Source organism: Bacillus sp. FSL M8-0077, from assembly GCF_038050255.1.
GTDB lineage: Bacteria > Bacillota > Bacilli > Bacillales > Bacillaceae > Bacillus > Bacillus altitudinis.
Window position 1 is genome coordinate 403,466 of record NZ_JBBPAF010000001.1, and the last position, 24,791, is coordinate 428,256.

The following is a 24,791-nucleotide window of genomic DNA, read 5'->3' on the forward strand; positions in this document are numbered from 1 at the left end:
ACTATGAGCAAACAGAAGATTCAAAAGGTATATCCTTTAACACCAATGCAAGAAGGCATGTTATATCATGCCATGCTAGACCCTAATTCTTCCTCTTATTTCACACAGCTGGAGCTTGGAATAAGAGGGGAGTTTGATCTCGATCTTTTTGAAAAAAGTCTCAATGAGCTCATCGGCACATATGACATTCTCCGTACAGCCTTTGTCTATCAGCAATTACAGAAGCCTCGTCAGGTTGTACTGGCAGAGCGCAATCTAGATGTGTATAGAGAGAATCTATCTCACCTGAATCATCAGGAACAGCAAAAGGTACTGGATCAATATAAAAAGCAAGTGAGAAAGCAAGGCTTCCATTTAACGAATGATTTGTTATTGAAGGTCGCTGTTTTTCAACTGAATGAAACAAACTGGCATCTCATTTGGAGCAACCATCACATCATCATGGATGGTTGGTCCATGGGAGTTTTGATGAAAAAATTGTTTCATTACTACGAATCTTATCGGAACGGCAAAACGCCAGATCGCTCACAAGGAAAACCTTATGCAGATTATATCCAGTGGCTTGGCAAGCAAAATCAACAAGCAGCGGAAGGCTATTGGAAGGGGCGCTTAGATGGTGCGATTCAGCATCAAGGGCTTTTGCAGCAAAAAGAAGCGAACGGACAATATGACCATCAAGAATGGACGTTCACATGGGATGCTGAAATGGTCAGCAGCATTCAAGAGATCGCAAGGAATTGCCAAGTAACAGCACCAAATCTATTCCAGGCTGTTTGGTCGGTTCTTTTAGGCACTTACCACGCGGCAGATGATGTCACTTTCGGAACAGTCGTATCTGGCAGGCCGCCAAGTGTGGCTGGTATAGAACAGATGGCAGGGCTTTTTATCAATACAATACCGGTCAGGGTAGAAATGAATCAGGAAGACACCTTCAAACAGCTGTTTCAAAAAGTTCAGCAGCATGCGCTGGAAGCGGAAAATTATGATTTTATGCCGCTTTATGACATTCAGCAACAGACAGCTACTGGCGGACAGCTCTTTGATCACTTGGTCGGGTTTGAGAACTATCCTTTAGATCAAGAGCTATCTGGTGACACCATGTCGGAACGTCTAGGGTTTTCCATTGATGTAAAAGACGGATTTGAACAAACGAATTTCGATCTAAATGTCCTCGTATATCCAGGTGAAACATGGACATTGAAAATCAAATACAATGCGGCGGCTTTTGAAGAAGAGGTTATTGAAAAAATATCGAAACACCTCACCCATCTCATGAAGCAGATCATCGAAAACCCGGAGGTTCGCCTTCATGACGTGACGTGTATCACGGAAGAAGAAAAACAGCAGATTGAAGCATGGAACAAGACGAAACGAGATTATCCAAAGCATCTGTCTATTCCTGAGCTTCTTAAAGAACGCATTCAAACGCAGCCAGATCATCTGGCGTTAGTCGAAGGGGAGCGGGCATTCACTTATGAAGAGTTCGGCCAAGAAATCCATCGTGTGGCGGGTCATTTGGTTGACAGCGGAGTGAAACAAGAAGATGCCGTCGCAGTGTATATGAATCGATCTGCTGAAGCAGTGATCGCGATTTTAGCGGTTCTACAAGCAGGGGCTGCTTACGTGCCAATTGATCCAGCTCAGCCAGAGGAGAGAATCCGCTTTATGCTTGAAGACAGCGGCGCATCCGTGTTGCTCTATGCGGACAGCCAGCCACCAGTTCATGAAAGCATCCAAGCCGTTCATGTGTCGGACATATCGAATCAATCAAACGTACCATTTGAAGTCGAGACCTCTCCTTCGCAATTGGCGTATATCATGTACACGTCGGGGTCAACCGGCCGGCCAAAAGGTGTTCAAATTGAGCATCAGCATATTGTCAGATTAGCATGTTCACAGGAGACACTGGGCTTGAACAAATCGGATCGTATGGCACATACAGGAGCAGTCAGCTTTGATGCCATTACCTTTGAAATTTTCACAACACTGCTGAACGGTGCAACGCTTTATCCTGTTGACCGTGACACGTTATTAGACATCAACCGATTTGAACGATTTATCCAAACGCATCAAATCTCGGCGCTCTTTTTAACGACAGGTTTGTTTAATCAACTCGCTCAGCAGCGGCCGAATATGTTTAAAGGGTTGTCCAAATTGATCACAGGCGGTGATGTGATCAATGTGAAAAGTGCAGAGCTTGTGAAGAAAAACCATCCATCACTTGTTTTACTGAATGCGTATGGCCCCACAGAAAACACCACCATCTCGACCATTTATGAGGTGAGAGGGGATGAAACGGGCACGATTCCAATTGGTCAGCCGATCAATCATTCGTCCGCTTACATTTTAGATGACAATCAAAGACTTCAGCCAATTGGCGCGCCAGGAGAGCTGTATGTCGGCGGGGACGGTGTCTCAAGAGGATATCTCCACCGTCCAGAATTAACAAAGCAAGCATTTATCGCTGATCCTTTCAAGGCAGAAGGGCGTTTGTATCGAACAGGAGATTTGGCTAGGTACGGTTCAAATGGTCAAATCGAATTCCTTGGACGGACAGATGATCAAGTGAAAATCCGCGGCTTCCGTATTGAGCTCGGTGAAATTGAAACAGTTCTTCAACAAGAGCAGGGGATTGATGATGCGGTTGTGCTCATCCATGCGTCTCCTTCAGAAGAAAAAGAAATGACCGCTTACTATACGGGAACGATCACGGAAGAAGAAGTGCGGGCTCTATTTCATCAAGCACTGCCAGCATATATGGTACCGCATCACGTCATGAAGCTAGATGCTTTTCCGCTTACTGCAAACGGAAAGGTCGATCGAAAAGCTTTACCAACGCCTGATGAAACTCATCGTGAAGAAATAAGGATCATTCCGCCCGAAACTGAGACAGAAAAGGCGCTTGCTCAAATTTGGGAGGAACTGCTTGGGAAAGCGGTGGGAATAGATGAGCATTTCTTCATGACTGGCGGACATTCACTCAAAGCGATGATGATGTCAGCCAAAATCCAAGAAGTGTTCCAAAAGGAAGTTCCAATTCAAGTGATATTTGAAAAGCCAACGGTTCGATCGCTTGCGGCATACATTGATCAGGACGGTCAAGAAGAACAAGGACATCCGATCTTACCCGCAGCGAAGGCGGAGGACTACCCAGTGTCACCAGCTCAGCGGCGCTTATACATTTTACAAACACTTGAGCCTAAGAGTACGAACTATCATATTCCGATCGTCTTAACGCTTGAAGGTACGCTCGATCATCAGCGGCTCACCTCAGCATTTGATGAGATGATTCAAACGCATGAAATCTTAAGAACGAGTTTTCATATGAAAGGCGAGAACATTGTCCAAAGGGTACATGAACGAGCGGCATTTGATCTCCCCATCCATGATGTAAAGGAAGAAGAGGCCGAGGCATTTCTTGCTGAACGTCAGGCGCCGTTTGATTTGACAGCCGCTCCCCTCCTGCGGGCACAGCTGCTCAAAGTGAGTCATGATCGTCATCTTTTAGTCCTGGAAGCACATCACCTGATTACAGATGGCAGCTCCATGAAGACGTTCATTCAGGATTTGGCGAAAGCCTATGATGGAGAAACGCTTGCAGAAAGAACCATTCATTATAAAGACTACGCTGTCTGGCAGTTAAGTGAAGAAGAAACAGAGAAACAGCGTGTGCATGAGACGTATTGGCTGAAACAATTCCAAGGAGATGTACCGGTTTTAGATTTGCCGACAGACTACCCGCGTCCAGTGGAACGTGATTTTTCTGGAGAACGAGTGATGTTTGGCTGTGATCAAGCGACGACTCAGCGTATTCATGAGCTGCTCAAGAAAACAGATACGACGCTGTACATGTTCTTATTATCAGCATTTCAAGTGCTGCTCGCTTCCTACAGCGGACAGGAAGATATTATTGTCGGATCACCTGTTGCGGGGCGAACACATCCTGATATTCAGGACATGCCGGGGATGTTCATCAATACCATTGCGATGCGCGGAAAACCGGAACAAACAAAGTCATTTTTACAGCTGCTTGAAGAAATAAAAGAAACGAGTCTAAATGCTTTTGCGCATCAAAGCTACCCGCTCGAAGAGTTAATCGCGCGTCTGCCACTCGATCGTGATACAACCCGAAGCCCGCTCTTTAGTGTTTCGTTTAATATGCAGAACATGGATGTTCCTGCACTAAAGCTCGGCAATCTGAACATTTCGCCTTATGCAATGCAGCACCGATCCGTCAAATTTGATCTGTCTCTAGAAGCATTTGAACGTGAGGGAGAAATAAAACTAAGCCTAGACTATGCAACGGCATTATTTAAAGAGGAAACCATCCGCCGGTTCGGAACACATCTTCTTGCGATTATTCGTGAGGCGGTCCAGCATCCGAATGAACGAATTGGCTTGTTCAATCTCTTGGATCAGCATGAGCAAATGGAGCGGCTGGAGAAAAGGGATGGAGAACAAACAGGTCAACATGAGCCGTATCATGTGCAATTTTCACGTCAAGCCATGGAAACGCCTGATGCCATTGCGGTGATGGATGGTGAAAGGAAGCTCACCTACCGCGAACTGGACCACATGTCCAATGCCCTTTGCAGTGAGCTGAAGGTGCAAGGTGTTGAGAAAGAAAGCATAGTGGCGCTTATTCTGGATCGTTCTGTCTATGTCATTGTCTCGATGCTAGGTGTAATGAAAGCTGGCGGTGCCTTTGTACCAATTGATCCAGCTTTTCCTGCGGAACGTATTCGCTACACATTAGAAGATTCAGGGGCAAAGGTGATCGTGGCAAATGAGTCTCTTGACGATTCCTATCAGCCTCTCAAGTCGATTCAGGTCGTACATGTGGAGAAAGCCGTACAACGAAACGATTCTCTAGACCTGCCGGACGTATCGGTTGATCAACTGGCTTATGTGATTTACACATCTGGAACAACAGGGAAGCCAAAGGGTGTACAGCTCACGCATCGTAATCTATCACACTACGTCAACTGGTTGACACATGAGGTGACGTTACAAGAATGCGATCGAACGGCACTCCTGTCCTCTTATGCATACGACCTTGGTTACACAAGCATTTTCCCGGTTCTAAAAGCAGGCGGGACACTCTATATTCCTTGTGAAGACGTGTATACAGACCCTGTACGTCTCATGCGTTTTATTGAAGAACAAGAGCTGACTTATATCAAAATGACACCATCCTTATTTCATATGATGGCAGATTCAAAGGGTTATACATTTGACGCTTTACGGCTTGTGGTATTGGGAGGAGAACCGATTGCCTCAGAAGATGTTGAGACATTTATGAAGCAGCATCCATGCGTGGCAGTGATGAATCATTACGGTCCAACAGAAACAACGATTGGTACAGTGAGCAAGATAATGACACCGCATGAGCTGGATGTTTTAAAGGAGCGTTCTGTCATCGGAAAGCCTATTGCTCATACAAGAGCGCTTGTATGCAATCGCGAGCAGCGCCTTGTCCCTTATGGCGCACCGGGTGAGCTCTATATTTCAGGTGATGGTGTTTCCAGCGGTTATTTGAATCAGCCTGAATTAACAGCGGATCGTTTTCTTGAAAATCCTTATTTCCCTCAAGAGCGGATGTATCGGACCGGAGATTTGGTCAGGCAGCATGCAAATGGGGAGATTGAATTCCTTGGAAGAGTAGACGATCAAGTGAAAATTCGTGGCTATCGAATTGAGAAACAAGAAATTGAGCATGCCGCACGTACCCTTTCAACCATTCAAAAAGTGTATGTCAAAGTGATCAACACATCTCGTTTACCGGAGCTGGCGTTATATTATACTGCACCTGATCACATTGGGACGCTGGCATTTAGAGAAAAGCTTTCAGAGACACTGCCGGATTACATGATTCCTACTTATTTTGTCAAAGTGGATCATATTCCGCTGACACAAAACGGAAAAGTAGATGCGAAATCTCTACCGCTTCCTCATGAGGCACATATGAACCGCACGGCACACGCAGCACCAGAAACGGCGCTTGAGAAGACGCTTTGTGATATTTGGTCAGATGTTCTTGGGGTTGAGAAAGTCGGCGTTGATGACCATTTCTTTGAATTAGGCGGGCATTCTCTGAAAGGCATGGTACTCATTTCTAAAATGCAAGCCAAGCTGAATCAGCATGTTCCACTCAAAGTTCTTTTTGAAAAGCCAACGATACGGGCGATAGCTGCCTATTTAGAAGAAGCTGATGCTTCGCTCGTCACATCCATTCAGCCAGCGGAAAAGCAAGATTTCTATCCAGTCTCTTCCGCACAAAAGCGAATGTACGTATTACAGCAGCTACACCCAGAATCCGTCACCTACCATATGCCAGCCGTTTTCATGATGGAAGGAAACCTTGATCTGAAGCAGCTAGAAGGGGCGATTCAAGCTTTAATTGATAGACATGAGTCATTGCGGACAGCCTTTGTTGAAATTGACGGTATCCCCGTTCAAAAAGTATATCGCCGTGTGCCGTTTACGTTACAGGTGGTTGAAGTAGAAAGCGATCAGGTACAATCTGTCGTAGACAATTTCATGACACCATTCTCATTACATCAAGCACCTCTAATGAGGGCGAAAGTGGCAAAGCTGTCTGATGACAAATATGTGTTCATGATGGACATGCACCATATCATCGCAGACGGGGTGACACGCAGTTTGCTCATTCAAGAATTAGCGGAGTTGTATGAGCATAAGACGTTACCGCCAGTTCAGCTACATTACAAGGATTATGCGGTATGGCAGCAAGAGGAAGAGCAGCAAGCAGCACTTGAAAAACAGCGGCAGTATTGGCTGGAGCAATATGCACAGCCGCCAGAAGACTTGGCACTTCCGCTTGATTTCCCTCGGCCTAGTGTGCAGTCATTTGCAGGAGACAGGGTGGATAGATGGCTGTCTGCTGAACAGGCGCAGCATGTCAAAGCACTCATGGCTGAAAAAAATGTGAGCTTGAACATGGTGATGCAAACGGCCTTTGCCATTCTCCTTCATAAATTGACTGGGCAGCATGACATCGTCATAGGTGCTGTAACGGCTGGACGTACACATGCGTCAATCGAACGGATTCCGGGCATGTTTGTGAATACACTGGCCCTTCGACATGATGTTCAGTTAGAAGAAACTACAGAGCATTTGCTAGAAAAAATAAAAGATCACAATCTATCAGCCTATGAACATCAAGGGTTCCCGTTTGAGGATTTGGTCGCGCAGTTAGACCTTCCAAAAGACACGAGCCGCAACCCGTTGTTTAGTGTCATGATGACAACGGATGACCGTGATCTGACGTTACCGAATTTGAATGGACTTACGCTTTCGCACAAACAGCAAGAAGCCGTTCAGGCAAAATTTGATTTAACGCTCGGTATCTTTGAGGAACAAGATCAAGTGGGTTTGCGCTTTGAATATGCAGCGGCACTATTTAAAAAGAGTACCATTCAGAGATGGAGTCAATATTTTGAGCGAATCATAGACGAAATGCTTGCGAAATTGTATCAGCCGATCTCAACCATATCCATCTTAACAAAAGAAGAAGAGCGAAATCTGCTTGATGAATGGTCAGGACCTATCTTAGATGTCCCGAAAGATCAAACGGTTCATGCATTGATTGAGGCGAAGTCACAGGAAGTGCCTCATCAAAAAGCCGCATCCTTCTGCGGGTCAAGCTGGACGTATGAAGAACTGAACAACCGGGCGAATACAGTCGCCGCAACACTTATTTCCAGCGGCACAAAACCGGGAGACCGCATCGGCATTCTCACACGCCCATCGCTCGAGATGACTGCCGCTGTTCTAGGAGTTCTCAAGGCAGGCGCGGCATTCGTGCCGATTGATGCCGATTATCCAGCGCAGCGCATTGCCTACATGCTGGAAGATGGCGGGGCAGAGGTCCTTCTGATTCAGAAAGGGCTCATTGCACCACCTTCTTTCACAGGTCTTACCCTCTCAATAGAAGAGGCGGTAGAAGGAGAAGCGCACGAGATTCAGGTTCCTGTCAAACCGATGGATCTCGCCTATATGATTTACACATCTGGAACGACTGGACAGCCGAAGGGTGTCATGGTCGAGCACCAGTCCCTTGTCAATCTTGCTTTTTGGCACAATGATGCTTTCCAGGTGACGAAACAAGACCGAACCGCCAAATATGCCGGCTTTGGCTTTGATGCCTCCATTTGGGAGATGTTCCCTACGTGGATGGCCGGCGCAGAGCTCCATATCATCGACGAAGCGATTCGCCTCGATATGATCAAGCTCAATTCGTATTTTAATCACGAAGGCATCACCATTGCGTTCCTGCCAACGCAGCTATGTGAGCAGTTTATGTCGATGGACAATCATTCTCTCCGTTACTTACTGACAGGCGGGGACAAGCTGAAACAGGTGAAGCCCGTTCCATACAAACTCGTGAATAACTACGGCCCAACAGAAAATACGGTCGTGGCGACAAGCGGGATCATTGATCCAGATCAAGGCACGCTTCCTATCGGAACGGCGATTGCCAATACTCGTTTTTACATTATGGGTTCGTTATATGACCTCTCGCCGCAAGGCGTACCGGGTGAGCTCGTGATTGCCGGGAAAGGATTGGCAAGAGGCTATTGGAATCTACCAGAGGAAACGGACAAACGGTTTGTCCCAGATCCGTTTTATCCAGGAGAGCGCATGTACCGTACAGGTGACTTGGTGAAATGGACCGAGGATGGCGAGCTGATTTATCTCGGTAGAAAAGACCATCAAGTGAACATCCGCGGATTCCGTATTGAGCTGTCAGAAATTGAAGCACAGCTCCTTACGCTAAATGAAGTGAAAGAAGCCATCGTGACAACGGTCAAAGATGCAAGTGATCAAGACGCTCTTGTCGCTTACGTTATCACAGATAAAGAAACGGGCACTTTGAAAGAAAGCTTAAAGCGCACCTTACCTGAATATATGGTGCCATCATGGATCATCGAGCTAGACCAACTGCCGATGACGGCAAATGGCAAAGTCGATCTCAAAGCACTGCCAGCACCTGATGTGGAAGCGAATCAAACAGCATACGAAGCGCCAAGAGATGAAGTGGAAACACTACTTTGCGGCATTTGGGAAGATGTGCTTGGCGTCAGCCAAGTTGGTATTCACGACCATTTCTTCTTCCTTGGCGGAGATTCGATTAAAGGCATTCAAATGGCAAGCAGACTTACGCAAGCGGGCTGGAAGCTCGATATGAAGCTGCTTTTCCAATACCCAACGATTGCGGAGCTTCGCCCATATATCGAAGAAGCCGATCTTCTCACAGCCGATCAATCAGCTGTCGAAGGAGAGGTTATTTTAACACCGATTCAGCGCTGGTTCTTTGAACGGAACTTTGATCACCAGCACCACTGGAATCTCTCAATGATGCTCCATGCACCAAAGGGGTTTGACTTGGCGGTCACAGAACAAGTCCTGCAAAGGCTGTTTTCACATCATGATTCACTGCGCATGGTGTTCAGACAGGAGCATGATGACATGCTGCAATACAATCAGCGGGAGCTGACAGAACCATTTTCAATTATTTCTTGTGATGTTTCAAAAGCGCAAGATGTGAAACAGGCGATTTCCACATACGCCAATGAGTATCAGCGTCAACTGAATCTTGAAAAAGGTCCATTGATGAAAGTGATTTGTTTCCATACAGAAAACGGTGATCACTTACTCATGATCACACATCATCTTGTGATTGACGGCGTTTCATGCCGGATTTTACTAGAAGACTTTATGTCTCTTTATCATCAGGCAGAAAAAGGAGAAGCAATGGTTCTGCCGCCAAAAACGCACTCTTTCAAAGAATGGGCAGAAGCGGTTGAACGATACGCACAGTCACAGCTGCTAAAAAACCAGAAGGAGTATTGGGCAGCGATTGAAAATAGACCGTTTACGACTTTACCTGTTGACCATGAAGTAAAAGAAAGAAAAGTCGCGGATACGAAAGCAGTCAAAATGCAGCTGACAGAAGCAGAAACCGAGCATCTGTTAACGAATATCCATCTTCCGTACACAACAGAAATGAATGATATTCTTCTATGTGCGCTCGGGCTGGCCGTTCAGGAATGGACAGGTCAATCTCATGTACATGTACAGCTTGAAGGTCATGGAAGAGAGGATATTTTATCAGGATTAGATGTATCCCGCACGGTTGGCTGGTTTACGAGCATGTATCCAGTCGTTCTTGAAGCGAAACCGAATCAGACCATTGCAGATACTATCAAAGGAACGAAAGAGATGCTGCGTCGTGTACCGAATAAAGGGATTGGCTACGGTGTTTTCAGATACATGACACCATCCGAACCGTCAGTCAAACACGTGCATCCTGAAATCAGCTTGAACTATCTGGGGCAGATTGATCAGGAAGTGACGACAGAACTCTTTGGGCCCTCAACCTATGATATGGGCCGTCAAGCAAGCCCTGAATCAGAAGCTGTTTATAAGCTGAACCTTAGCGGTCTTGTTCAGCACAATCAATTCATTCTGTCGTGCTCATATTGTGCAAGTGAATATGAAGAACAAACGATACAGCAGTTCATCGCATTGTTGAAGGAGAAAATCAGGTCCATCATCACTCATTGCTTAGCGCATCAAGAGCGAGAATTTACGCCAAGTGACTTCTCGGCTGCAGATCTTGAAATGGATGAAATGGACGATATCTTTGACATGCTCGAGGAGAAATTGACCTAACACCACTAGATCAGTCATGAAAAAGGAAAGGAGGAATGAAATAGATGAGTCAATTTAAAAGGGATCAAGTTCAAGATATGTACTATCTGTCACCGATGCAAGAAGGAATGCTGTTTCATACCCTCCATCATCAAGAAAAAGGCTTTTATGTAGAACAAATGGATATGAACGTGAAGGGGTCACTTCGGTATGATCTGCTTGAGAAAAGCATGAATATCATCGTGGAACGGTACGATATTTTTCGTACCGTGTTCCTCCACGAAAAAGTGAAGCGTCCTGTCCAAGTTGTATTGAAGAATCGACCTTTCCAGCTTGATGTTGTGGACATACAGGGCCTTTCTGAAAGTGAACAGCTTGAACGTATTGATCGTTTTAAAAAGAAGGATCAGCTGAGAGGATTTGATCTTTCGAAGGATCTGCTCATGCGGGCATCTGTTTTTCAAACGGGTCCTTCAAGCTATCGCTGGATATGGAGCTATCACCATATCCTTCTAGATGGCTGGTGTTTTGGTCTAGTTGTGCAGGAATTGTTTGCGATTTATCATGCACTTTTGCATGACATCCATTACAGGCTGGAGCCAGTTAAGCCATATAAAGAATATATTCAATGGCTGGAAAAACAAGATAAACGAGCCTCACTTGAATATTGGACGCAATCTTTGGCTGGCTTTGAGGGGCAATCGACTTTTAAAGAACAGCGAAAAAAAACAAATGAGCATGAATTAGGCGAAATCGAATGGGCCATGAGTAAAGAAGAAACAGCTGCTTTATCAGAGTTAGCCTTGCAGCAGAATGCCACGTTAAGCAGTGCGCTTCAATCGGCTTGGTCCATTTTACTAAGCAGGTATCAGCGCTCAAACGATGTGTTGTTTGGAACGGTTGTATCAGGACGTCCGGCAGATTTAGCTGGTGTGGACCGGATGGTGGGGTTGTTCATCAATGTCATTCCAAGACGAATTCAGCTGACAGACCAAATGACGTTCCGTTCTCTATTATCAGAGACGCAGCAGCAGTCTTTAGCGGCTGAACCGCACCAATATATCCCGATTTATGATATTCAGGCTAAGGCAGGTCAGCAGCAGCTTATTGATCATATTGTGGTGTTTGAGAATGTCCCTGCTGCAAAGAAAGACGAGCAGGAGTCGCTGCTCGGTTTTACAGTAGAAGACATGAATGTATATGAAAAATCGAACTATGATCTCAATTTACTGGCGTCGCCCGGGGAACGATTGCAACTGAAGCTTGCCTTTAATCAGCGTGCATTTGATCCTGGATTTGTCCGTAAATTAAAGGATCAGCTGACCCTTTTGATCAAAGGGATCATCAAACATCCAGATCAGTCAGTTCATACACTGACACTTGTGACAAAGCAGGAAAAGCAGCGAATGTTAGAGGAATGGAATGCACCTGAGCTGGAGCATGATCAGCTTTATTTGACAAAGTGGTTTGAGCATAATGTCCGAAAACAGCCGAATGCAGTGGCATTATCAGCAGGTGATCACACGATGACATATGCGGAGCTGAACGAACAAGCCAATCGACTGGCAAGGCATTTGCAAAAAAATGGGGTGGGTCATCAAACGGTGACCGCCATTTTGGCAGAGCGGACGCCTGAACTCATTGTCAGCTTACTCGCTGTCTTAAAAGCAGGTGCTACCTATGTGCCGATTGATCCCGATTATCCAGAAAGTCGTATCCAATATATGCTGAAAGACAGCGGAGCGACGCATCTTCTGACTCATTCATCTTGTATCAGTCAGATGAGGTCACTCGCATTTGATGGCACGTATCTTTTTGCAGATGATCAAGAAATTTTACTGATGAGCTCAGAGAATCTGCCACTTGAAGCGGGTTTAGATGATACGGCATACATCATGTATACATCTGGAACAACCGGACAGCCAAAAGGCATCATGACGACCCATTCCAATATTGCCCGGGTGGTCAAAAATACGAATTATTTAACCATTTTAGAAACAGATACATTGCTGTCGTTATCAAATAGCGTATTTGATGGCTTTACATTTGATGTATATGGTGCGCTTTTAAACGGAGCAAAGCTTGTCCTGCCACCCAAAGAAACCATTTTAGACATGAGCAGACTCACTGAGCTGATGAAAGAGGAGCATGTTTCTGTCATGTTTGTTCCAACGGCTTTATTCCATCTTCTCGTTGATGAAGGAACAGACTGGATGCGCAGTGTGCGTAAGGTACTGTTTGGAGGAGAGAGGGCATCGGTTCAGCATGTGAGAAAAGCCTTTGATGTGATGGGAAAAGGCAGATTGTTGAATGTATACGGACCAACCGAATCAACGGTTTTTGCCACGTATTATCCGATAGATGAAGCGATCCCTTTAGAGGCGCATTCTATTCCAATTGGGAAGCCGCTTAACCAGACAGGCGCTTATATATTGAGTGAGCACAGGCAGCTTCAGCCGATTGGTATGGTTGGAGAGCTTTGTCTGAGCGGAAAAGGACTGGCAAAAGGGTATTTGAATCGTCCTGATCTGACAAAACAAGTCTTTATCGCCCATCCATTCGCTGCGGGCGAGCGGCTGTATCGCACGGGGGATTTAGCCTATTTTCGAGAAGACGGTCTGATTGAGTATGCAGGCAGAGTCGATGATCAGGTGAAAATTCGGGGGCACCGAATTGAATTGACAGAAATTGAAGCCAACCTTCTCATGCATCAAGGTGTAAAACAGGCTGTACTCCTAGCGGATCATGATGAAACAAATCATACAAGACTGCTTGCCTATATCACGTGTGATGATGCATGGAAAGGGAAACTCGATGACATCAAATCAGGGCTGAAAGAGCGTCTTCCAGCTTATATGCTGCCTCATGAGCTGATTGAACTAGAGAACCTCCCGCTTACGCCAAACGGGAAGGTTGATAAACGCCAGCTGCCAAAACCAGAGGCGCCGCAAGAAAACCGCCGTGTGAAACTGCCCGCAAATGAAGTGGAACAAAAGCTGCTGGTGATGTGGCGGGAAGTACTTGAACGAGAGGATATTAGCACAGATGACCATTTCTTTGAGCTTGGCGGACATTCTTTAAAAGCGATGTCTCTTTTGTCCAAAGTATCAAAAGAGTTTGAGGTTCAGGTGCCGATTCATTTATTGTTTGAGACCCCGACGATTGAAGCGCTTAGTCGTTATATTCAGCATCAGGACGGGGAAACTGCTGGCTATCTTGTATTCAATGAATCTCAATCATCAACAGTCTTTGCTCTTCCGCCATTACCAGGCTACGGCTTTATCTATCAGGAAGCAGCAAAAACGCTTAATGATATTCGGTTGATTGCCTTTGATTTTATTGAAACGAATAACCGAATGGCGCAGTACGTTCAGCATATTCAGCACCTTCAGCCAAAAGGTCCGCTGACGTTGATGGGGTACTCTGGCGGATGTTACCTCGCCTTTGAGCTTGTTCAAGCGCTTGAACAAGCAGGGCGGACAGTCGAGAAGGTCATCATGATCGATTCCTATAAGAAAGTTGGAGAAAGTGATTTAGAAGGACGATCCATTGATGATGATATTGAAGCGATTGTTCATCAATCGAAACAAAACGAACTTGCTCAAGGGGAGATCGTTCAAGAAGCGCTTGCCCAAAAGACGCGCGCCTACTATGAAACGTTTGTTAAGGGGGTGAATCAAGGCAAAATACAGGCAGATATTACGTTCATCCAATCTGAAGAACAAATAGCGATCCCGGACTGGATGGAAGAGTGGACACAGGCAACGGCCGGATCTTTTACCCAATACCAAGGCTATGGCCGGCATGCTGATATGTTCAAACAGAAAGAATGTGCAGCTCAAAATGCACAGCTGATCAAACATATTGTCAATCAAACAAATAGAGAACGAGTCTTGTAAACTTTAGATTAGGCAGGATGCAGCCTTGCAGTCCTGCCTAACAAAAAAGGAAAGGAACTCATATGAAACCATCAACCATTAACCAAACGAGTATACATGAATCAATGGATGCGATTTTACAAGATGTAAAAACAACCATTTTACAAACCAACGAAATCGAACGCTTCGCTGTTTTTTCACGTGAAAAAACCATTCGACCGCGGCCGTATCACCTCTCTCATTTATTTCTCGACAAGCACATTGAGCAGGAGGCCGCAGCGGAAACGATACAGACGAAAACGGCTGTACCTGCTTTGGCCGACATGCCGCCCGCTCTTTCCTATGGAGGGGATCTCGACGTCACACAAGGCGCACAGACCTTACAGGACGTCTTAACAGAGGCTGCAAAAACGACAAATGGGCTTACGTATATCGTGAATAGCAAGAACGAACTCACACAATCTTATGCGCAGTTACAAGGAGACGCCGAGAGGGTTCTGACTGGGTTAAGGGCACTGGGGCTTAAGGCAGGCGATCCTGTTTTCTTTCAATTCTCATCGAATCATGCCATGGTCACTGCCTTTTGGGCATGTGTATTAGGCGGATTTGTTCCAACGCTTGTGTCGGCTGCCCCAACCTATCGGGAGATGAATGCTGCAGTGAAGAAGCTTCATCACGCTTGGAAGCTGCTCGAGCATCCGCTCATCCTAACAGATGACTCACTGATCGAGGAGGTGCAAGGGTTAGCCTTACTGTGGCATACAGACCAATTACGTGTCGCAGCAGTTGAGCCGATGCTGACATTAGAAAGAGATACAGACGCTCACCCTGCCACGCCGGATGATTCCGTCTTCTTTATCTTAACGTCTGGAAGTACAGGGATGCCAAAGTGTGTAGAGCATTCCCATAGAAGTGTGCTGGCGAACGTCAAAGGAACAGTGGCAGCGAATCAATTTACACAAGAGGATGTCTCGTTAGACTGGATGCCTTTAGATCATATTGGTGGCATCGTGATGTTCCACCTTGTCAATGTGTACACAGGCTGCGAGCAGATTCGGGCAAGAACAGATGACTTTATCGCTCAGCCGCTGCGGTGGCTTGACTGGATGGACCGCTACCGTGCAACGAAGACATGGGCACCTAACTTTGCATTTGCGATGATCAATGATTATGAGAAAGAGATTTCATCAGGGTCTTGGGATCTGTCGGCGATGACCTGCATGATCAATGGGGCAGAGGCGGTCGTTCCAAAAATCATCCACCGATTTCTACACCTGCTTGCTCCGCACGGCTTAAAGGGAGATGTGATCAGACCGGCTTTCGGCATGTCTGAAATCTCATCAGCGGTTGTGTTTTCCTTTGCGATTGAGCGTGGAGATGAAAACAGCGGGGTTCTGACCTTTGAGGAAACGTCGCTGACAGAGCAGCTAAGACCAGCAGAAGCACGTGAGACGGGAACCGTCAGCTTTACTGAGTTGGGCAAACCGATTCCAGGTATCACGATACGCATCGTCAATCATCAGCATGAGCTTCTTCCAGAAGATCATATTGGCCGTGTGCAAATAAAAGGTCCAACCACCATGAAGGGTTATTACCGGAATGACGAAGCGAATCAAGAAGTATTTCAAGCGGATGGCTGGTTTCACACGGGTGATTTAGGTTTCCTGCACGAAGGAAGGCTGACACTAACCGGTAGAGAAAAAGACATGATTATCATCAACGGGAAAAACTATCACAACTATGAAATTGAAGCCATAGCAGAAGAAGTACCGGGAGTAGAAACGAGCTTTGTGGCTGCTTGTTCTGTCCGAATGGAGGCTTCTGCATCCGATGAACTGATTCTCTTTTTTACACCGAAGCTGTATGAGCCAGCTTATATTATGAGGGCAAGTCAACACATTAAATCCCATATTGCAACAAAAATGGGCTTGTCTGCATCTCGCATCATTCCTGTCCAGAAGCATGCATTTCCCAAAACAAGCTCTGGAAAAATAGAAAGGGCACAGCTCAAGACAAGATGGCAAGAAGGCGAATTTGATGAAATGATCATGGAAATGGACATGAGACTTGAAAATGAACATACCTTGCCTGATTGGAGTTATCAAAAGAAGTGGATACCTGCTCCACTTGATGTAGCTGACAAGCAGATCATAGGGGACGTTGTGATCTTTGCAGATCCATTAGGACTGGCAGATCAATTGAAATCTTTTGCAAACAGTGAACAAACATACATTACGGTTGAACCGGGTCAAGCGTTCAAACAACTCACACACACTCACTTCATCATCCACCCGAATCGGCCGTCTGACTACGAACAACTCTTTGAGACGCTCCGTTCGTATGGCGTTTCGGTGAAACACATCATTCACCTTTGGAACTATACAAACCAAGAAGACAAGCTTTATGTGGACAAGGCAAAACAAGCGCAGAAAACGGGCAGCATGAGTGCATTATTTTTAACAAAAGCCATTTCCGTCTATGAGGAGCAGGTGGCCATCACTTTTGTCTCAGCCCATGCGATGAATGTGCCGGAGGATCAAATCCACGATGTAGAAAAAGCAACGACAGTAGGACTGATGACAGCAATTCAGCATGAATGGCCGTTTATCAAGGTGCAATGTCTTGATTTTTCTCTAGCAGAATCGGTATCTAGTCATTCCCATGCAATGGCGATAATGGCAGAACTCACACATGACCAAAACCGTCATGTCGCTGCTTATCGTCAAGGCGTTCGTTATATTCCCTTTTTAGCACCTCTTCATTTGGAAAAGGAACAGAAAAGGAAAGAGCCGCCATTTGAATCATCTGGGCTTTATGTCATAACAGGCGGGCTAGGCGGAATTGGACGTTTAGTCAGTGAATACCTGCTGACATCTTATCAAGCACATCTCGTGTTGCTTGGAAGGAAAGAGAGAGAGGCACTTTCTAGTGACCAGCAAGAGACATTGTCTTTGCTAGAAAAGCAGGCAAAATTGCATGGCGGCAAGGTTCTTTATGAGAAAGCAGACATCACGGCTGAAAAAGAGGTAGAAGCGATCATCTCTAGACATGAGGTCGCTGGAAATCGAAGGCTGGATGGCATCATTCATTTCGCAGGTATCATTCAAGAAGAACTGCTTGCTGATATGACATCTGTGTCTCTGAATGACATGTACGAAGCGAAGGTATATGGAACGATTGCGCTTCATGAAGCTGCCTCCAAACGCAGGAATGTTTTATTTCTTTCCAGCTCGTCAGCCCGAACGCTAAAGGGCGGTATGACTGTCGGCGCCTATTGCGCTGCCAATGAGTTCGTTGAACAATTTGCTCATTATCAGAAGCTGACATCTACAGTGAAGCCATATTGCTTTAGTTTCAGCATGTGGGACGAGATTGGCATGAGTGAAGGCTCCATGATAAAAGGCATTTTAAAAGAAAGAGGTTATCTCCCAATTTCAAAGCAGGCAGGCTTCCAAACGATGCTCGCATGTCTGATGACAGATGCTCCGCTCATTTATACGGGATTGGATCGAACGAAGAAAGAGATTCAAGGGCTGGTTCATACGGATGCGCAGATGCAAACAGAGCAGATCTTTTATGTTTTCTTCAAAACCGATCAAACAAAGGCGGTGGAAGAGCGGCTGTATCAATCGATTCATACGTGTTTACAGTCCAAACGATCTGGTGAATATGCAGTCCATTTGTTTCCTGAGGAATATTGGAAAGAAACAGAAGATGGATCGCCAGACGAGGCATATTTTCATGAATTAATAGAGGAAATCGGAATGGATTCTGACAACAGAGCACCTCACACAGAGACGGAGAAACTGCTTGCACACATTTGGTCAGAGCTGCTTGGTGTCTCAGATGTCAATTGCGGCGATCATTTCTTTCTACTAGGAGGTCATTCGCTGAAGGCGACGCAAATGCTGTCTGCGGTTAGACAAAAAACAGGGTTTGACGTACCGCTTGCTGTGTTGTTTGAACATACGAGACTCGGAGAATTAGCAGACTGGATCGATTCAAATGCCAAAGCAGATGAAGTGATTCCGATGAGAAAAATGGAGAAGGGTCAGGAAATTCCGATGTCTTATGCCCAGCAAAGACAGTGGTTCCTCTATCAATTAGAGCCGGATCTGCCATTTTACAATAATACGATTTCGTTTCGGATGAACGGGCCTTTAGATATCAAGGTGCTTCAGGAAAGTCTGCATCATATGGTGGAAAGACATGAATCGCTCAGAACGTCCTTTACGATGAGCGGGGATGAACCGGTACAGGTCATTCATGAACAGATGGCCCTTCCAGAGCTTGAGGTGATGGACCTTTCAGGCATAGCGTCACAGGAAGAGAAAGAACAAAAAGCGGCTGAATGGGCGAAAGAAGAGGCATCCACACCTTTTCAATTAGAACACGAAGCGCTCTTTCGAGTGAAGCTGATTCAACTTTCACCCGCAGATCATTTACTGCTGATGTCCATTCACCACATCGTGTCAGATGGCTGGTCGATCGGCATTGTTGCAAGAGAATTATCCGAGTGGTATACAGCGGGGATCGAAGGGAGGGAGCCTCACTTGCCGGCACTGCCAATTCAATATGCGGATTATGCACTGTGGCAGAAGGAGTATTTGACAGGAGAACCACTAGGTAAGCAGCTTTCCTATTGGAAGGAGCAATTTGCGGCACCTGTTGAAGATTTGGAATTGCCGTATGATTATCCGCGGCCGGCCGTTCAATCCTACAAAGGGAAGACGAAAACATATCAGCTGTCGAAGTCACTATCTAAAAAGATTGCGGCACTATCCAAGAAAACAGACAGCACACTGTATATGACCTTGCTGTCGGCTTTCTCTACGCTATTACATCGATTGTCTTCACAGGATGAGTTTGTCATTGGTTCGGTCATTGCTGGGAGAAATCGAACGGAAATGGAGCATTTAATTGGATTTTTCGTGAATACATTGGCCCTGCGAATCGACCATAGCGGAAATCCAGCCTTTACGGAATTATTAGAGCGAGTAAAGGAGACAACGGTCGGTGCTTATGCGCATCAGGATGTGCCGTTTGAGATGGTGGTTGATGAACTGAATATTGTACGTGATGCCAGTAAGCAGCCATTGTTTCAGGTCATGTTTGTTCTGCAAAACCTACCACTGGAAGCTTCTCCAATGGGAGAGGCAACGTCGGTTTTAGCCATCGAAGATAATGATACAGCAAAATTTGATCTTTCCCTGTTTGTGTTTGAAGGGGCTGAAGGGCTTCAGTTAAAACTTGAGTATCATGCGGATTTGTTCTCTGACAACACGATGGAGCGATTCCTCGCATACTACGAGCACCTGCTTGAAGGAATTTGTGAAAATCCAGCGCAGCCGATCAGACAAGTGAATTTCCTGCCAGAGAAAGAAAAGCATCAATTGCTCTATGAATGGAGCGGAAAGACTGATCAACCAAAAGGTCCGCTGCTTATGACGGAACGATTTGAAGCGCAAGTGAAAAAGACACCTCAGGCAGTGGCGCTCGAGTTCCAGGGAGATGAGTGGACGTACCAGGAGTTACATGAGAAAGCCGATCGTCTAGCAGGCTATTTGCAGCAGCGAGGCGTGACACCGCATGAACCAGTTGGACTGCTCATCGATAGATCGCCTGAAATGATTCTTGGGGTGCTGGCCATTGTGAAAGCAGGCGGGGCTTATGTGCCAATTGATCCTGAATATCCAGATGCCCGCATTGATTATATGCTGAGAGATACAGGGATTCAGCTTTTACTGACAAAAAATGAATGGCTGAAAAAAGTATCCATCCATCAAACGGAACTCATTTGTCTTGATCAAGGGTATGAAGAATTTTTACCAGAAGCAGAAGTCATGCCCGCTGCACTAAGACCTGCTGGACTTGCTTATATCAATTACACATCGGGGTCAACTGGACAGCCAAAAGGAGTGTTGATTCCTCACCAAGCAGTCGTCCGGCTTGTGTGTGAAACAGACTATGTCACCCTTGATGAACAAACGCGCATTTTACAAATTGCCAGCTTCTCTTTTGATGCTTTTACGTATGAAATATGGGGAGCCCTTTTAAACGGGGGAAGGCTCATACTGACGGATCGAAATACCATTTTATCAATGGATACATTAGCGGAAGCACTAAAAACTTATCAGATTACAACAGGGTTCCTGACTGTGCCACTGTTCAACCGTTTAACAGAAGAGCATCCAGAAGCTTTATCTGGACTTCATGCATTATTGGTCGGCGGAGATGCCTTATCAGCCGCTCATATCCGAAAAGCACTGCCATATTTGCCTGACGGGCTTTTAAATGGTTATGGACCAACAGAGAATACGACATTCTCCTGTGTGCATCACATTCGAGCACTGGAAGAAGATCAGGTGACGGTCCCGATTGGACAGCCTATTGCTTATTCACAAGCTTATGTATTAGATGATCAGATGCAGCCAGTTCCGCAAGGCGTCATCGGCGAAATTTACGTTGGCGGCACAGGGCTAGCACTTGGTTACCTTGGAGATGAAGAAAAAACAGCATCATCATTTATCCCGCATCCTTTCCAAGAAGGAGCGCGTTTATATAAAACAGGCGATATGGGCCGCTGGCTGTCAAATGGCATTATTGACTGCCTTGGAAGAATCGATCATCAAGTGAAAATTCGTGGACACCGCGTGGAATGTGGAGAAATTGAAGCCGCTATGCTGACATTTGATGACATCACAGAATGTGCCGTTATCCCGCATCAGCACGAGAGTGGTCATAAGCGATTGATCGGTTATTTTGTCCAAAAAGGCGGCATGACTTCGCAAGACATTCGCCAAAACTTAAAAGACATCCTGCCAGATTATATGGTGCCAAGCCTATTAATAGAGCTGGATGAATTACCGCTCACACCAAATGGCAAGGTAGACCAAAAGCGTCTTCCACCGCCAGAGTGGAGACAAGAAGAAGTAGAAACAGCCATTGATAAAGCAGCTACTGAGGAAGAACGTGTGTTAGAAAAAGTGTGGTCTCAGCTGCTAGGCGCTCCTTCTATTGGCGTCCATGATAACTACTTTGAGCTTGGCGGAGATTCCATTATTGTCATACAAATGGTGGCACGCTTAGCACAGGAAGGCTACGTCATCCAGCCGAGAGATGTATTTGAAAAACAGACCATCTCACAACTCGCACAAGCGATGAGAAAGGCAGAGGTCTCTATGGTCTATGATCAATCACCTGTGACAGGAGAGGTTCGTCTTCTCCCGATTCAATCATGGTTCTTTGAGCAATCGATGACCAATCAAGATTATTGGAATCTATCGGCGCATATTGAAATGAAGCGATCTGTTCCACATGAACAGTTAACACAGGTTCTTTCAAAACTGGTCGATCATCACGATATGCTGAGAGCTATATATACAAAAGAGGCAGATGGCACATGGATTCAAACCATTCGTGAGCCTGGTGTCACACCTTGTGTCACATTCTTTGATGTGACGGATGTGTCTCAAGAGGAAGCACGGGAACAAATCCGCTTGGAGACAAGTGCCTGTCAAGGAACATTGTCATTAGAGCGAGGAGAAGTGATCAAAGCGATTCTTTTCCATACAGGTGAAGACACGTCTGAGCTCTTTATTGCTGCACACCATCTCGTCATGGATGGCATATCATGGCGCATGATACAAGAAGATGTACTAAATGGATTGAAACAGCTTGCTACGGGGCAGGACATCATATTTGCGAAAAAAACCGCCTCCTATAAGCAGTGGGCAGATGCCTTATACGAATATGCACAAACCGATCAATTACAAGCGCAGGCCTCTTTTTGGCAAAAAATCAAGGATCAAGAGGAAGAAGGTTCTCCTTTCCAACTGCCTGCGCTTTCTAATATAGAAGAACATGCAGAGATCCTGTCGGTTCAGCTCACAAAGGAACAAACAGATAGGTTACTTAGACAGGCCTCACAAGCATACCGAACAGAGATTAACGATTTACTGTTATCAGGACTCACGCAAGCCATTGGAAAGCCAATGCTCATCACGTTAGAAGGGCATGGACGCGAGGATTTATTTGAACAGATGGATTTGTCACGGACAGTCGGCTGGTTTACAAGCTCTTATCCTATTTTTATTCCTTTTATACAAACCGATGTTGCAAGACAAATCAAAGACGTCAAAGAAACCTTACGAGCTGTGCCGCAAAAGGGAATCGGCTATGGTTTGCTTCAATACATGACAGAATCTCGTTTACTCAAAACGGTAACGCCGCAGATGAGCTTTAATTACCTCGGTCAGTTAGATCAGGCAGATGGCGAAGCCAAGCTTTATATAGCAGACGAACGAAATGGACATGTTCACGATCCGAAAGCGGAAAGACAGCATTTGATCGATGTGTATGGATATGTGACAGATGGTCAGCTGCAGATGAATTTTATGATCAATCGTGAATTGCTGCAAGATCAAGAGGTGCGGTTGTTACCTGAACGTTTTAAAGAAAAAATGGAGATCATCTTGACGCATTGTGTTGAAACGAGCGGCGGATTTACACCTTCTGATTTTCCGATGGTTCAGCTCACGCAAAAGCAAATAGATGAACTTCCAGACAATGTAGTCGATGTGTATCCGCTGTCTCCAATGCAGCAAGGAATGCTGTTTCATGCACTGCTAGATCAAGACTCACAAGCTTATTTTGGTCAGGTGCATATGACACTCGAAGGCTTAACAAATGGCGATGCCTATGAACAAGCTTGGAATCTTCTTGTAGAACGTCATTCTATTTTGAGAACAAAATTCGCTTGGGAAGGGCTAAAGGAGCCTGTTCAGTTCATTCAATCAGAAGGAAGCATCCATCTCACTCAGCACGATGTGCGCCACCTGAGTGACGCGGAGCAAGAAGAGACACTCGAACACTTTTTAGTATCTGATCGTTCAAAGGATTTCCATTTAGATCAGATGGATGAACCGCTTATTCGTATTGCTTTATTCCGTTGTGATGAGGCAAGATGCACGTTTGTCTTTAGTTTTCATCACATTTTAATCGATGGCTGGAGCTTGTTCAGCTTTATTCAGGAATCCTTTGCGCTGTATCGCTCCCTTGTGGACGAACGAAAGATCAGCCTTTCTACAGTCCGTCCGTATAAAGATTTTATCGAATGGCTGCATAAGCAGGATCAAGAGAAGGCGCAAGAATTCTGGCAGCGTTATATGTCAGGAGTAGAGGAAGCGACACCGCTTCCAGGAGACGGCGAAGAACATGCTTCAGATCAAGAAGCAAGCATGGCGCAGTCCAGCGTCAAACTGACGCCAGAGATGCAGCTGAAGCTGGAGAAGATGACTGGCAAGCAGAAGGTCACGATGAGCACACTGATTCAATCAGCGTGGGGACTGCTCTTGCACCTTCATTCAGGCGCAGAGGATGTCATATTTGGGGTAACCGTATCTGGCCGGCCAGCCGACTTACCAGAAGTGGAAAGCATGACAGGGCTCTTTATTAACACATTGCCGCTTCGTCTGCCGATCCATTCGGACTGGACGATTGCGCGATTGCTCGCCTATACACAGGAAACCGTTTTTCAGATGAGAGAATACGAATATACCGTACTGCCAGATATTCAGCAGATGACGGAAATTCCAAATGGAGAGGCATTGTTTCACAGCATTGTCGTGTTTGAAAACTATCCAATTGAATCCATTGAGCCGTATGGCGTACGCATTTTAGACATCGCCAGTCATGAAGAAACAAATTATGACTTAACCCTTGTCGCAGTGCCGGGAGATACGCTGGAGCTCCGGATCACATACAACTTACATCAATATACAGAAAAGCAAATACAAACGCTGATGCAGCAATTGATTCACACACTTGAAGCCATGACAGAACAAGTGGATACGCCGCTATCTTCCTTCACCATTGTGACAAATGAGGAAAAAGAGCGGATGATCAGTGCTTGGGCGAAAAACGCACATGTCAGCGTGCTATACCCAGACCAAGAAGAAGTCTATGCAGGCGTACATGATCCTGCCTATGAAACGGAAATATATGTCCTGAATGAAGAACATCAGCTCATGCCGGTTGGATTTCCTGGAGATATTTTTATCGGCGCAAAAGAGATCAAAGCACTTTTTGGAGAGCTAGCCGATTGGATGGAGGCGCATAAAATTCCGCATCCATTCAAACATCAAACAGGCGAATACCTTTATCCGACAGGGGATGTCGGCGTTTGGACGGAAGAAAGCAAGATTCAGATTTTGGATTGGATGTAGGAGGAGAAGA

General features: G+C 45.7%; 3 protein-coding genes. All 3 read left to right on the top strand.

Annotated elements, in window-relative coordinates:
- The first annotated feature begins 3 nt into the window (after positions 1-3).
- Positions 4-10,698 carry a non-ribosomal peptide synthetase gene (locus NST57_RS02050; protein ID WP_341297926.1) on the top strand — a complete coding sequence of 3,565 codons (10,695 nt, stop codon included), beginning with the start codon at positions 4-6 and terminating at the stop codon, positions 10,696-10,698.
- 44 nt (positions 10,699-10,742) lie between these two features.
- On the top strand, positions 10,743-14,576 hold the full coding sequence (locus NST57_RS02055) for a non-ribosomal peptide synthetase (RefSeq protein ID WP_341297927.1): 3,834 nt from the start codon (positions 10,743-10,745) through the stop codon (positions 14,574-14,576).
- Positions 14,577-14,638: 62 nt separating this feature from the next.
- The gene (locus NST57_RS02060) at positions 14,639-24,781 is read left to right on the top strand and encodes a non-ribosomal peptide synthetase (RefSeq protein ID WP_341297928.1); all 10,143 of its coding nucleotides are present in this window, start codon (positions 14,639-14,641) and stop codon (positions 24,779-24,781) included.
- Positions 24,782-24,791 lie beyond the last annotated feature (10 nt).